General features: G+C 73.8%; 12 protein-coding genes and 1 pseudogene. 8 read left to right on the top strand and 5 right to left on the bottom strand.

From position 1 onward, the window contains the following. Window positions 1-300: 300 nt before the first annotated feature. Window positions 301-543 (bottom strand): chaplin, encoded by a 243-nt coding sequence (locus ACSNOG_RS28975; RefSeq protein WP_436755669.1) that lies wholly within the window; start codon window positions 541-543, stop codon window positions 301-303. Between the two features lie 255 nt (window positions 544-798). Between ACSNOG_RS28975 and ACSNOG_RS28980 the strand changes: the two genes are divergently transcribed. The 5 genes from ACSNOG_RS28980 (at window position 799) to ACSNOG_RS29000 (ending at window position 6,502) form a co-directional block, all read left to right on the top strand. Further along, window positions 799-2,292, top strand: a complete 1,494-nt coding sequence (locus ACSNOG_RS28980; RefSeq protein WP_436755670.1) for an SDR family NAD(P)-dependent oxidoreductase — start codon at window positions 799-801, stop codon at window positions 2,290-2,292. Between the two features lie 13 nt (window positions 2,293-2,305). Beyond that, window positions 2,306-2,983 (top strand): PhzF family phenazine biosynthesis protein, encoded by a 678-nt coding sequence (locus ACSNOG_RS28985; protein WP_436755671.1) that lies wholly within the window; start codon window positions 2,306-2,308, stop codon window positions 2,981-2,983. A gap of 189 nt (window positions 2,984-3,172) precedes the next feature. After that, window positions 3,173-4,438 (top strand): precorrin-6y C5,15-methyltransferase (decarboxylating) subunit CbiE, encoded by a 1,266-nt coding sequence (gene cbiE / locus ACSNOG_RS28990; protein ID WP_436755672.1) that lies wholly within the window; start codon window positions 3,173-3,175, stop codon window positions 4,436-4,438. After that, the gene (gene cobM / locus ACSNOG_RS28995) at window positions 4,435-5,199 is read left to right on the top strand and encodes a precorrin-4 C(11)-methyltransferase (protein WP_436755673.1); all 765 of its coding nucleotides are present in this window, start codon (window positions 4,435-4,437) and stop codon (window positions 5,197-5,199) included. The genes cbiE and cobM overlap by 4 nt, the downstream gene beginning before the upstream one ends. A gap of 76 nt (window positions 5,200-5,275) precedes the next feature. Next, on the top strand, window positions 5,276-6,502 hold the full coding sequence (locus ACSNOG_RS29000; protein ID WP_436755674.1) for a serine hydrolase domain-containing protein: 1,227 nt from the start codon (window positions 5,276-5,278) through the stop codon (window positions 6,500-6,502). Here ACSNOG_RS29000 and ACSNOG_RS29005 read toward each other — a convergent pair. Next, entirely contained in the window at window positions 6,499-7,686 is a 1,188-nt protein-coding gene (locus ACSNOG_RS29005) for a cobalt-precorrin-5B (C(1))-methyltransferase (protein ID WP_436755675.1), read from the bottom strand. The two genes, ACSNOG_RS29000 and ACSNOG_RS29005, sit on opposite strands and share 4 nt — an antisense overlap. Window positions 7,687-7,757: 71 nt before the next feature. On the opposite strand from ACSNOG_RS29005, the gene ACSNOG_RS29010 reads away from it, so the two are divergent. From ACSNOG_RS29010 to ACSNOG_RS29020, 3 genes are all read left to right on the top strand, one after another. Beyond that, window positions 7,758-8,516, top strand: a complete 759-nt coding sequence (locus ACSNOG_RS29010) for a cobalt-precorrin-6A reductase (protein ID WP_436755676.1) — start codon at window positions 7,758-7,760, stop codon at window positions 8,514-8,516. A 74-nt stretch (window positions 8,517-8,590) separates the two neighbouring features. Next, entirely contained in the window at window positions 8,591-8,950 is a 360-nt protein-coding gene (locus tag ACSNOG_RS29015; RefSeq protein ID WP_436755677.1) for a hypothetical protein, read from the top strand. Continuing rightward, window positions 8,943-9,212: a hypothetical protein gene (locus tag ACSNOG_RS29020; protein WP_436755678.1), complete on the top strand. Its 270-nt coding sequence runs from the start codon at window positions 8,943-8,945 to the stop codon at window positions 9,210-9,212. The genes ACSNOG_RS29015 and ACSNOG_RS29020 overlap by 8 nt, the downstream gene beginning before the upstream one ends. Before the next feature lie 39 nt (window positions 9,213-9,251). Here the strand turns inward: ACSNOG_RS29020 and ACSNOG_RS29025 are convergent, their stop codons facing one another. The 3 genes and pseudogenes from ACSNOG_RS29025 to ACSNOG_RS29035 all read right to left on the bottom strand — a co-directional run. Next, window positions 9,252-10,766: a precorrin-2 C(20)-methyltransferase gene (locus ACSNOG_RS29025; RefSeq protein WP_436755679.1), complete on the bottom strand. Its 1,515-nt coding sequence runs from the start codon at window positions 10,764-10,766 to the stop codon at window positions 9,252-9,254. Further along, window positions 10,763-11,389: a precorrin-8X methylmutase gene (locus ACSNOG_RS29030; RefSeq protein ID WP_436755680.1), complete on the bottom strand. Its 627-nt coding sequence runs from the start codon at window positions 11,387-11,389 to the stop codon at window positions 10,763-10,765. Before ACSNOG_RS29030 ends, ACSNOG_RS29025 begins: the two co-directional genes overlap by 4 nt. A gap of 112 nt (window positions 11,390-11,501) precedes the next feature. Continuing rightward, window positions 11,502-12,097: pseudogene (locus ACSNOG_RS29035) on the bottom strand (cobalamin biosynthesis protein CobG); the annotation flags it as partial.

Raw genomic sequence — 12,097 nt, forward strand, 5'->3', positions numbered from 1 at the left:
TCCCCCCTCCGACAAGGCAGGCACCCGCGATGACCTCAGGGCATACGCACTTGACCCCGGACCTCCCGCCCCTCGTGGAGACGCCCGACCTCCCCGGCGCCCAGCGGCCCCGCACCGACCCGGCGGAGCCCGGCGAGGGAGGCGCGCGTGGCGAGGGCCCCGCACACGAACGTGACGCCCACCACGCAGAACGTGATGGGCGCCACGAAAGCGCAGGTCAGGACTCCGGCGGCTGACTTCGATCCTTCCCGCGCCAACCGCGCGGGTGGGTCCGGTGGTCCCACCCGGGCGCGGGGTCCACTAATCGGCGTTGACGCAGGTGTTGCCGAAGGTCGGGTTCAGGAGGGCGATGATGTCGATCGTGTTCCCGCAGAGGTTGATCGGCACCTGAATCGGGACCTGAATGACGTTGCCGGAGATGACGCCGGGCGAGCCGACGGCCGCGCCGTTCGCTCCCGAAGCGGCGGTGGCGACTCCGGCAGCGCCCGTCACGGCGACGCCGGCGGCGACGGTCAGGGCGGCGGCCTTGGCGATACGCGACATGGCTAAACCTTTCTCATGGGTGGTGAGCGGCAATTGTGTCCGGTGTAACTGAGGAGATTGGTCCGATATAGGCGCTCAAAGGCATAATTAACCCGGAAGACCCAATAAGTGGGATGTGATGCATGCGGCGCGTGTGACGGGGGTATAGCCTGTGCCGCACCGCTCGCGCCTGCGGGTTTGGTGCCATCACCGCTGTCTACGTACAGTTCCCTGGAAGCTTCATTCGAACAGACGAACTGGGACACAACAGCGGCGATGACGGTCACCGAGGTCACTGAAGACAGCCGCGCAGGCGCAGACGCACAGGGCGAGTACGGGCCCGGCATCGACCCCGAGCGCATGGCGATCTGCCTGAGCGTGCTCGAGGAGCTCGACGAACTGCCCGTCGACCACCCCGACGCCATCACCGTCCGCCGCGCCACCTCCGGCATCTACCGCACGGTCAAGCAGCGCCGCCGCCAGGAGCGCCGGGCCGCCAAGACCGCCCACGACAAGGCGGTCACCGAGGCCACGGCCACCGGCGCCGCCGACCGGATCGACGACGAGACCCGCGGCATACCGCTGGCCGCCACCGCCACCACCCAGATCGTCGGCATCCTCGAGCGCCCCCGGTCCTGCTACATCTGCAAGGGCCGCTACACCGAGGTCGACGCGTTCTACCACCAGCTCTGCCAGCCCTGCGCGCTGGAGAACCGCGCCCGCCGCGACGCCCGCACCGACCTGACCGGCCGGCGGGCCCTGCTCACCGGCGGCCGCGCCAAGATCGGCATGTACATCGCGCTGCGGCTGCTCCGCGACGGTGCGCACACCACGATCACCACGCGCTTCCCCAACGACGCCATCCGCCGCTTCAAGGCGATGGAGGACAGCGCGGACTGGCTGCACCGGCTCAAGGTCGTCGGCATCGACCTGCGCGACCCGGCGCAGGTCGTCGCCCTCGCCGACTCCGTCAGCGCCGAGGGCCCGCTCGACATCCTGATCAACAACGCGGCCCAGACCGTGCGCCGCACCCCGGCCGCCTACCGCGAGCTCATCAGCGCCGAGTCCGCCCCGCTGCCCGCCGGCGAACTGCCCGCCTCCGAGGTCTTCGGCGCCTTCGGCAGCGGTGCGCAGCCCGAGCTGCCCGCCCCCGCCGGCAGCAAGCACGACTCCCTCACGCCGCAGGCCCTCACCGAGCTCGCGCTCACCAGCGGCTCCGCGTCCCTCGCCCGCGTCGAGGCCGGCACCGCCATCGACGCCGGCGGGCTCGTCCCCGACCTCGACGCGACCAACACCTGGATCCAGGCCGTCGGCGAGGTCGACCCCGTCGAGCTCCTCGAAGTGCAGCTGTGCAATGTCACGGCGCCGTTCGTGCTGGTCAACCGGCTGCGGCCGACGATGGCCGCGTCGCCTGCGCGCCGCAAGTACGTGGTGAACGTCTCCGCCATGGAAGGCGTCTTCAGCCGCGGCTACAAGGGCGCCGGGCACCCGCACACCAACATGGCCAAGGCCGCGCTGAACATGCTCACGCGCACCAGCGCCGAGGAGATGTTCCAGGCCGATAACATCCTCATGACCAGCGTCGACACGGGCTGGATCACGGACGAGCGGCCCCACCCGGACAAGGTCCGCCTCGCCGAGGCCGGCTTCCACGCCCCCCTCGACCTGGTCGACGGCGCCGCCCGCGTCTACGACCCGATCGTCCGGGGCGAGCAGGGCGAGGACCTCTACGGCTGCTTCCTCAAGGACTACAGCCCGGCCGGCTGGTAGCGGGAGCCGCGCGGTGGACGTCCACGTCCTGCGGGTCTTCACCGGACCGGACGGCTCCGGAGGCAACCTCCTGGGAGTCGTCACCGACGGGCCGGCCGTTGCGGACGCCGGGGAACGGCGGCGGCTGGCCGCCGGGCTGGGCTTCAGCGAAACGGTGTTCGTCGACGACGCCGGGCGCGGCGTCGTCGACGTCTACACCCCCACCGGGCCCCTGCCCTTCGCCGGGCACCCGCTGGTGGGCGCGGCGTGGCTGCTGCGGCAGCGGGGGTACGCGGCGGACGTGCTGCGGCCGCCCGCCGGTGACGTGCCGTCCTGGACGGCCGACGGCGTCACGTGGATCCGCGCCCGGCCGTCCTGGGCCACGGGCCGCCGCCTTGAGCAGTACGCGACGCCGGGCGAGGTCGACGCCCTGCCGTCGCCGCCGCCCGGCGAGGGCTGGCTCTACGCCTGGTCCTGGCAGGACGAACCCACGGGCCGCGTCCGCGCCCGCGGCTTCCCGCGCCGTGGCGACGGCATCACGGAGGACGAGGCGACGGGGGCGGCGGCGCTGTCCCTGACGGCCGCGCTCTCCCGTAACTTGACGATCCATCAGGGTCGCGGCTCGGTCATCCGCACCCGCCACGAGGCGGCCGGCACGGTGGCCTTGGCCGGCCGGGTCGCCCCCGTAGAGGTCCGCAGGGCCCGCACCTAACCCCACCGGTCCACGCCGCGCGGCCTTTCCGCCGCGGCGGCGGACTTTCGGGCGGGACCCGTCCCCTTTCTTTCCGCCGCGGGGCGGAGTGGGGTTGCCCGGTGGAGGTCGGCCCGGGTGGTCGGTGGGTGGGGGCGGTCAGTAGAGTTCCCGTGCTCCCGTCCGCAGTGAATGCCGAGGTAATCGCCCGTGCGCCCCGCCCCCGTCGTCCCCGCCGTCACCGTCGTCGGTATCGGTGCCGACGGATGGGCCGGTCTGGCCCCGGGCTCGCAGGAGGCCCTGCGCGGGGCCGAGGTGGTCGTCGGCGGACCGCGGCAGCTGGAGCTGCTGCCCGGTGAGTGTTCCGCCGAGCGCGTCGCCTGGCCGTCCCCGCTGCGCCCCGCCGTCCCGGGCCTGCTGGCCGCGCACGCCGGGCGCCGCCTGTGCGTGCTCGCCAGCGGCGACCCCATGTTCTTCGGCATCGGCCGCACCCTGGCCGACGTCGCCGGCCCCGGCGCCCTCCGCGTGCTGCCGCACCCCTCCTCCGTCTCGTACGCCTGCGCGCGGCTGGGCCTGCCGCTGGAGGACGCCGAGGTGGTGAGCCTGGTCGGCCGGCCGCTCGCCGCGCTCACCGCGGCGCTGCACGACGGCCGCCACCTGCTGGTCCTCAGCGCGGGCGCGGGCACCCCCGCCGAGGTCGCCGCGCACTTGCGCTCGCGCGGCTTCGGCCCGAGCCGGATGACCGTCCTGGAGCAGCTCGGCGCCCCGGCCGAGCGCCGCGTCGAGGGCACGGCCGACGACTGGCCGCACCCGCCCGGCGACGCCTTGAACGTCATCGCGGTGGCCTGCCGCCGCGCCCCCGGCGCCCTGCGCCTCCCGCTCACCCCCGGCCTGCCGGACGACGCGTTCGAGCACGACGGCCAGCTGACGAAGCGCCACGTGCGGGCGGCGACGCTCGCCGCCCTCGCCCCGGCCCCCGGCGAACTCCTGTGGGACGTGGGCGGCGGCTCCGGCTCGATCGCGATCGAGTGGATGCGCGCGCACCGCACCTGCCGGGCCGTCAGCGTGGAGCGGGACCCCGCAAGGGCCGCCCGGATCACCGGCAACGCCGAGGCGCTGGGCGTCCCGGCCCTGCGCGTGGTCACCGGCGCCGCACCCGCGGCCCTCGCGGAACTGCCCGCGCCGCACGCGGTCTTCATCGGCGGCGGCCTGACGGCTCCGGGCCTGCTGGACGCCTGCTGGGAGGCGCTGCCCCCGGGCGGCCGCCTGGTGGCCAACACCGTCACCCTGGAATCCGAGGCCCTGCTCACGCAGTGGTACCGCCGCCACGGCGGCGACCTGACCCGCCTGGCGGTGGCGCACGCCGTCCCCGTCGGAGGCTTCACGGGCTGGCGCCAGGCGATGCCGGTGACGCAGTGGTCAGCGGTCAAGCCCACCGACCCGCACACCGCTTTCGAGGGGGACTTCCCGTCATGACCGTGTACTTCATCGGCGCCGGCCCCGGCGCCGCCGACCTCATCACGGTGCGCGGCGCCCGCACGCTCGCGCGCTGCGGCGTCTGCCTCTACGCGGGCAGCCTCGTCCCGCGCGAACTCCTCGCCGAGTGCCCGCCGGACGCCCGCCTCGTGGATACGGCCGGGCTGAACCTGGACCAGATCACCGAGGAGTTCGTGCGCGCCCACGAGGCGGGCCACGACGTGGCGCGCCTGCACTCGGGCGACCCCTCGGTCTTCAGCGCCGTCGCCGAGCAGATGCGCCGCCTGGACGCGGCGGGCATCCCGTACGAGATCGTGCCGGGCGTCCCCGCCTTCGCCGCGGCCGCCGCCGCGCTGGGCCGCGAGCTGACCGTGCCGACGGTGGGGCAGACGGTGATCCTCACGCGCATCTCGCAGCAGGCCACCCCCATGCCCCCCGGCGAGGACCTCGCGACGCTCGGCCGCAGCGGCGCCCTGCTCGTCCTGCACCTGGCCGCGCGCTACCCCGAGCGGATCGTCTCCGAACTGCTCCCGCACTACGGCGCCGACTGTCCCGCGGCCGTCGTCGCCATGGCCAGCCGCCCCGACGAGCTGGTCCTGCGCGGCACGCTCGCCGACATCGCGGAGAAGGTGAAGGAGGCCGGCGTGGTCCGTACCGCGGTCATCGTCGTGGGCCGCACGCTGGCCGCGGAGCAGTTCCCCGACAGCTACCTCTATTCGGCGGGCCGGGACCGTGACCACCAGGGGCGTTGCGCCAACTGAGGTTAGCCTATGCTTACCCCCAAATGATCATGCGGCCGCCCGCGTGCGGCCGGACCATTTCCCAGGGGGGAAGCACATGTCGCAGCATGTATCCAAGGTTCTGAGGGCCACGCTCGTGGCCCTCACGGCGACCGCGGTCGTCGGCACGGCGGTCGCCCCGGCCGTCGCCGCGACGGCGCCGGGCGGGGACAAGGCGCACGCCGCCACGCAGGAGGCCCTGAACGGCCTGGTCGCCGCCGATATGCCGGGCGTGGCCGCCGAGGCCCGTACGCCCAGGGGCACCTGGTCCGGCTCCGCGGGCTACGCGGACACGGCCACGAAGCGCAAGCGCACCGCCGCCGACCACTTCCGTGCGGGCAGCATCACCAAGTCCTTCGTCGCCACGGTCCTGCTGCAGCTGGAGGCCGAGGGGAAGCTGAGCATCGACGACTCCGTCGAGAAGTGGCTCCCCGGCGTGGTCAAGGGCAACGGCTACGACGCCAGCAAGATCACGATCCGTCAGCTCCTCAACCACACCAGCGGCGTCCACGACATGGTGTACACGCCCGAGTGGAACGAGCAGATGAACGGCCAGGGCTTCTTCGAGCACCGATACGACATCAAGACGCCCGAGCAGATCGTCGCCATGGGCATCAAGTACGGCCCGGACTTCGAGCCCGGCAAGGGCTGGCGCTACTCGAACACCAACTTCGTCCTCGGCGGCATGATCATCGAGAAGGCGACGGGGAACGCCTACGCCCGTGAGGTCGAGCGGCGCATCGTCAAGCCGCTGGGCCTGAAGGAGACCACCTTCCCCGGCACCGACCCGAAGCTGCCCGCGCCGCACCCCGTCGGCTACTCCAAGCTCTACGTGCCGAACCCCGGCCCGGAGATCTACGACGCCACCGAGTACCGGCCGTCCTGGTCCGGCGCCACGGGCGAGGTCGTGAGCACCAGCGGCGACCTCAACCGCTTCTACAGCGCGCTGCTGCAGGGCAAGCTCCTGCCGAAGAAGCAGCTCGACGCGATGCTCACGACCGTCGAGACCGGCGAGCACTACACGTACGGGCTCGGCATCATCTCCCGCAAGCTGACCTGCGGCGTGCAGGTCTACGGGCACGACGGCGTCGTCTGGGGCTCCCTGAGCGGGTCCGCGGGCACGCGCGACGGCAAGCACATGCTCACCTTCAACATCAACGGCGACTGGCTCGACCAGAGCCCGCCCTTCGAGAACATGTTCGAGGGCGAGTTCTGCGGCGCGCTTCCGAAGCCGGTGAAGGACAAGCCGGCGGCCGCGGCCTCCGCGCTCAACACGCTGCGCTAACCCCGCCCGTGAGCGCCGCGCGGTCCCACGGGTTCCGCGCGGCCCACGATCGTGCCCGCGCGGTCGATGCAGATGACGTCGACCGCGACGGGCGCGCCGCGCAGCACCGCGAGGGCCTCGTCGCGGGCCGTGGCCGCGACCAGGTCGCCCAGCGGGACGCCCGCGGCCTCGCACAGCCGCAGGGCCTCCAGCCCCGTGTTGGCCGAGGCGACCGCGGCCGCCAGCTCCTCGCCGGCGCCGCCGTGCCGGGCCAGCTCCGCGAGGAACCCCTTGTCCACCTGCGAGCGGCCCGAGTGCAGGTCCAGGTGGCCCGCCGCCAGCTTCGACAGCTTGGCGAAGCCGCCCGCGACCGTGAGCCGGTCCACCGGGTGCCGGCGGACGTACTTGAGCACCGCCCCCGCGAAGTCGCCCATGTCCAGCAGGGCGTCCTCCGGCAGGCCGTGCACGGCCACGGCCACCTTCTCCGACGTCGAACCCGTACAGCCCGCGACGTGGCGGCGGCCCGCCGCGCGGGCCACGTCCACGCCGCGCCGGATGCTGTCGATCCACGCCGAGCACGAGTACGGCACGACGATGCCCGTGGTGCCCAGGATCGAGATGCCGCCCAGGATGCCCAGGCGCGGGTTCCAGGTGGAGCGCGCGATCTCCGCGCCGTGGTCGACGGACACCTCGACCTCGACGTCGCCCGTACCGCCGTGCCGGGCCGCGACCCCCGCGACGTGGTCGCGGATCATCTGCCGCGGCACGGGGTTGATGGCGGGCTCGCCGACGTCCAGGGGGAGACCGGGACGGGTGACGGTGCCGACGCCCGGCCCGGCCCGGAAGACCACTCCGGAACCCGGGGGGAGGATCCGCACGGTCGCCCGGATCAGCGCGCCGTGGGTGACGTCCGGATCGTCACCGGCGTCCTTGACGATGCCGGCCATGGCCCGCCCCTCCGCCAGGTGCTCCGCGGCGAGCGCGAACGCGGGCGTCTGCCCCTTGGGCAGAGTGATCGTCACGGGGTCGGGGAACTCGCCCGTGAGCAGTGCGGTGTACGCGGCGGTGGTGGCGGCCGTCGCGCAGGCACCCGTGGTCCAGCCGTGCCGCAGGCCGGTGTGCTGCAGCTGCGCGGCCCGCCCGCCGGTGGCCTTGCCGGTGGCCTTGGCCGTGGCTGCTGCGGTGACGTCCGTCGCTTCAGCCACGACGGCTCCCGGCCGTAGGGTGGGGCGCCGGGGCCGCCGAGCCGGCCGAATCCCGAGGAGAAGGGCACGTCGTGAGCGCCGAGCGCCACATCTTGATCCTGGGCGGCACGACCGAGGCGCGGCGCCTCGCCGCCGAGCTGGCCGCCGATCCCGCGCTGCGGGTCACCAGCTCGCTCGCCGGGCGCGTCGCCGCGCCGCGGCTGCCCGCGGGGCAGGTCCGCATCGGAGGGTTCGGAGGCCCGGACGGCCTCGCCCGGTGGCTGCGCGAGCAGCAGGTGGACGCGCTCATCGACGCCACCCATCCTTTCGCCGGCACGATCAGTTTCAACGCGGCGCAGGCCGCCGCCGAGGTCCATGTTCCCCTGCTCGCCGTCCGCCGCCCCGGCTGGGTCGCAGGTCCGGGCGACGACTGGCACGAGACCGGCTCTCTGGAGGAGGCCGCGGCGGCGCTGCCGGCGCTCGGCGAACGGGTCTTCCTCACCACCGGCCGCATGGGCCTCGCCTCCTTCGCCCACCTCGACCGCCTGTGGTTCCTCGTCCGCTCCGTCGACGCCCCCGAGCCGCCGTCGCCGTCCCGCATGGAGGTCCTCCTGGACCGGGGCCCCTTCACCGTCGAGGGCGAACGCGAACTGATCCGCCGGCACCGCATCGACGTCCTGGTGACCAAGGACAGCGGCGCGGCGGCCACGTCCGCCAAACTCACCGCGGCCCGCGAGGCGCGCATCCCGGTGATGGTGATCCGCCGGCCTCCCGCGCCGGAGGACGTGCCCACGGCCGGGGGACCGGCGGAGGCGGCGGAATGGGTGGAGCGCGTCCTCGGCCCCCGGTGACCGGCTGGTTTCCCGCCGGTCCCGAGAGCGGGCCGGTACGGTTCGAAGAGCGCCCGACGGACGACGGAGGACTGATGACCGCACCGTATTCGGAAGAGTCTGCCGAGCTCTTTCCGCGGCCCGACATGACGTTCCCGGCGCTGCGGGCGGCCTTGGCACGCGTGGCCCCCTCCCGGCTCCCGGAGTTCCAGGCGGACCGCGATTCGGCCTTCACCGCGGCCACCCAGCACGCATCGTTCAACCCCATTCGCGTGTTTCAGGTCAAATGGGCGACCGAGGTGGAGATCGAACGCCGCCCACGCCTGGCAGCCCGCTACCACGCCGCCCTCGACGACGCGAACGCCCTGGACCGTGACGACCCGAGATGGCGTACGGCCATGGACGAGTGCCTGGCGGTGCGCAACGAGGCCAGGGCGGCGGTGACCGGTGACTGACAGCTGGGAGTGGGAGTACGACCCGGACCCCGGCTTCGTCATCGGCGGCATCGACAACCTCGCCTTCGTCGCGAAGGTCGAGGAGAGGGCCGACGAACTGGTCCGGGCGGCTGCGTCCCTCTACCTGGACGGGGCGAAGTACACAGGTGCTTCGCCCCGCATGCAGGAAGAGGCCGTGGACGCGTCGGGCATGTTCGTCTACCAGATCGTCCCGCGCCATCAGCGGGTCTACATCCGGCAGGTCACTTTCCTCGGGTCCTGAGTCGTACGCGTCCTCCCCGCTATCCCTCCGGATACCGCGCTATCCCTCCGGATACCGCCGCGGCGTCCAGACGATCTCCTCCGGAGAGCCCTTTGCCGTGCGGCGGACCGCCTGGGTCTGCGTCGAGCCCACGAGCAGGATCGTGCGCATGTCGACCTCCGCCGGGTCGAGTTCGCCGAGGCGGACGATGCGTACGCTCTCCTCCGGGCCGCCCACGTCGCGGCCCAGGACCACCGGGGTGTCCGGGGAGCGGAACTCCAGGAGGAGTTCGCGGGCCTTGGCGACCTGCCAGACGCGGCTGCGGGAGCCGGGGTTGTACAGGGCGAGGACGAGGTCCGCGGAGGCCGCGGAGCGCAACCGTTCCGCGATGACCTCCCACGGCTTGAGCCGGTCGGAGAGCGAGATCACCGCGTAGTCGTGGCCGAGCGGCGCACCGGCGCGCGCGGCGGCCGCGTGGGCGGCGGTCATGCCCGGCACGACCCGCACCGGAATGTTGCGGTACGGGCCCTCGGAGGCCACCTCCAGGACGGCCGTGGCCATCGCGAAGACGCCCGGGTCGCCCGAGGAGACGACCGCGACGCGCCGCCCCTGCCGCGCGAGGTCCAGCGCGAACTCGGCGCGCTCGGACTCCACCTTGTTGTCGGAGGCGTGCCGCCGCTGGCCCGGCCGCACGGGCACCCGGTCCACGTACGTGCTGTAGCCGACGACGTCCTGCGCGGCCGCCAGCTCGCCGCGCGCCTCGGGCGTGAGCCACAGCGGGCCGGCCGGGCCGAGCCCGACGACGACGACCTCGCCCCGATCCGCAGACGGCTCGGCGTCCACGCGGCTCGGCAGCACGGCCACCGAGAAGTACGGGACCGACTCCGGATCCACGTCCGCGAGCCGCCCCGTGCGCTCACCGCTCATCGTCGCGCGCTCGACGTACCGCGCCTCGGCGAGGCGCCCGGACCGCTCCAGCGCGCCGCGCACGGCGGGGAAGGTGCGGCCGAGCTTCATCACGACGGCCGAGTCGGTGGCGGCGAGCCGCGCCGCGAGCTCCTCCTCGGGCAGGGTGCCGGGCAGGATCGTCAGCACCTCCTCGCCCTCGACGAGCGGTTCGCCGAGCCGCGCGGCCGCGGCGCTCACCGAGGTGACCCCGGGGATCACCTCGGTGGGGTAGCGGTCCGCGAGGCGCTTGTGCATGTGCATGTAGGAGCTGTAGAAGAGCGGGTCGCCCTCCGCGAGCACCGCCACCGTGCGCCCGGCGTCCAGGTGGGCCGCCAGCCGCGCCGCGGCCTCCTCGTAGAACTCCTCCATGGCGCCCCGGTAGCCGCCGGGGTGGTCCGTGGTCTCGGTCGTCACGGGGTAGACCAGGCGCTCTTCGATGTGCTCGGGGCGCAGGTGGCGTTCGGCGATGGACCGCGCGATCGAGCGGCCGTGCCGGGCACTGTGGTACGCGACGACGTCGGCCTCCGTGATGACCTCGACGGCCCGTACGGTCATCAGCGACGGGTCGCCGGGGCCGAGCCCCACCCCGTACAGCCGGCCCGTCGTCTGCGCATGCTGCTCGCTCACTCTTCCTCGCTCGCTATCGCGTTGATCGCGGCCGCGGCCATGGCGCTGCCGCCGCGCCGCCCCCGCACCACCAGGTATTCCAGCCCCAGGGGGCTGCCGGCCAGGGCGTCCTTGGACTCGGCGGCGCCGATGAAGCCCACCGGTATGCCGAGGACGGCCGCGGGGCGCGGCGCGCCCTCGGCCACCATCTCCAGGAGCCGGAACAGGGCGGTGGGCGCGTTGCCCACGGCCACCACCGCGCCCTCCAGCTTCTCGCGCCACAGCTCCAGCGCGGCGGCGCTGCGCGTGGTGCCCATGCGCCGGGCCAGGTCCGGCACGGACGGGTCGGTGAGGGTGCACAGCACCTCGTTGTCCGCGGGCAGGCGCTTGCGGGTGACGCCGCTGGCGACCATGTTCGCGTCGCACAGGATCGGCGCCCCGGCCAGCAGGGCCTCGCGGGCGCGCGCGACGACCTGCGGGGAGTACGCGAGGTCCCGTACGAGGTCGGTCATCCCGCAGGCGTGGATCATGCGCACCGCGACCCGGCCGACGTCCGGCGGCAGCCCGCCGAGGTCCGCCTCGGCGCGGATGGTGGCGAAGGACTGGCGGTAGATGGACGCGCCGTCCTTGTCGTACTCGAACACTCTGCCTCGCTCGCTGATGGTGCTTCGTTGATGCTTCGTCTGTTCGTACGGCTGTGTGCCGCCCTGTGCTGCTGCGTGTCGCCCTGTGCCGCTATATATCGCTCATATATCGCTATGTCGTCGTCGCCGTCCGGGCCGCCGCCACCACGTCCGGCAGCAGCCCGGCGGCGGCCACCTTGCGCACCGGGCCGTCCGGCGCGCCGCCTCCCCGCAGGGAGACCTCGTAACCGCCGTCCGTCGCGAGGACGTCGACCCAGCGGCCGTCGCCGGGGCGGCCGCAGCGCCGGGCGCAGCCGGACCAGTACACCGGCAGCAGTGCGGCCTCCGTACCGCCAGGCTGCCCGCTGGCGAGGCAGTGCGCAGCGTCCGCCCGCACGTCCGCGAGGGACTTGGCGCATCCGGGGCGCCCGGCGCACGCGCCGGCGCGGTGCCAGGCGGAGTCCGCGGAGGTGACGAACCCGGCGTCGGCGAGGGCCGCCAGCAGCTGCGGGGCCTTGGGAGCGGGGAGCCCGGGAACGACGAGGCCGCGCCAGGGCGTCACCCGGAGCTCCCCGTTCCCTTCTTCGGCGGCCACGCGGGCGGCGAGCCGCCACTGGGCGCTGGTCATCCGCCCCAGCGGCGCCGTCACCGACAGGGCGCAGCTGCTGGCGGCCCTCGCCGACGCCGGGTTCGTCACCTCCGCGGACTCCGCCTGGCACCGCGCCGGCG

Origin of the sequence: Streptomyces sp. URMC 124, assembly GCF_051386455.1 — a bacterium.
GTDB lineage: Bacteria > Actinomycetota > Actinomycetes > Streptomycetales > Streptomycetaceae > Streptomyces.

Excerpts from the sequence above, each read along its gene's own strand:
- cobM (WP_436755673.1), top strand. The coding sequence starts at position 4,435 with ATGACCGTGTACTTCATCGGCGCCGGCCCCGGCGCCGCCGACCTCATC.
- ACSNOG_RS29015 (WP_436755677.1), top strand. The coding sequence starts at position 8,591 with ATGACCGCACCGTATTCGGAAGAGTCTGCCGAGCTCTTTCCGCGGCCC.
- ACSNOG_RS29000 (WP_436755674.1), top strand. The coding sequence starts at position 5,276 with ATGTCGCAGCATGTATCCAAGGTTCTGAGGGCCACGCTCGTGGCCCTC.
- ACSNOG_RS28975 (WP_436755669.1), bottom strand. The coding sequence starts at position 543 with ATGTCGCGTATCGCCAAGGCCGCCGCCCTGACCGTCGCCGCCGGCGTC.
- ACSNOG_RS28980 (WP_436755670.1), top strand. The coding sequence starts at position 799 with ATGACGGTCACCGAGGTCACTGAAGACAGCCGCGCAGGCGCAGACGCA.